Source organism: Curtobacterium sp. MMLR14_002, from assembly GCF_001864975.1.
Lineage (GTDB): Bacteria > Actinomycetota > Actinomycetes > Actinomycetales > Microbacteriaceae > Curtobacterium > Curtobacterium flaccumfaciens.
In genome coordinates this window covers 1-445 of record NZ_MJGT01000126.1, presented here as the reverse complement: position 1 = coordinate 445, position 445 = coordinate 1, and the positions used below count along the sequence as shown (strand labels likewise).

Genomic DNA, 445 nt, shown 5'->3' with positions numbered 1-445 from the left:
ACCCATCGCACGCGAAGTCCCAAGAGTCGGTGGAGTCGACCAGCGACGGGATACGTCGCAGGTCATCGGCTTCACACGTCAACACGGACCCGTCGGAGAACGTGATCGTGGACACCGGATTGAACTTGATCCCGTTGCTATTGAGGATCGTGAACGCCAGCTCGAGCTCGGTGTCGAGACCGGTCGTGGTCAACGTCGCCGCGTCCACCGTGTAGTAGCCCGTACCCGTGTTGTCGGTGATATCCGTAATCGTCGCGCTGTTGGTGACGGCCAGAGGGTCGGGCTTCTCCGCAGCGCACCCGAACAACGTCGCCGAGAGACCCACGGCGAGGGTGAGGGTTGCAAGAGCGCGTGCTTTCATGCGGCGAGCCTATGGGGCTTGGCCGACTCACTGCCGCCGACGACCATGACCCGTGGAGGGATCGGCCATTGCGACGAGTTCGAC

The 445-nt window shown here is 62.9% G+C and carries 1 protein-coding gene; it reads right to left on the bottom strand.

Annotated elements, in window-relative coordinates:
• Positions 1-361 (bottom strand): hypothetical protein (locus BIU91_RS17415; RefSeq protein ID WP_139196882.1); only part of this gene is annotated, 361 nt, incomplete at its 3' end.
• Positions 362-445 lie beyond the last annotated feature (84 nt).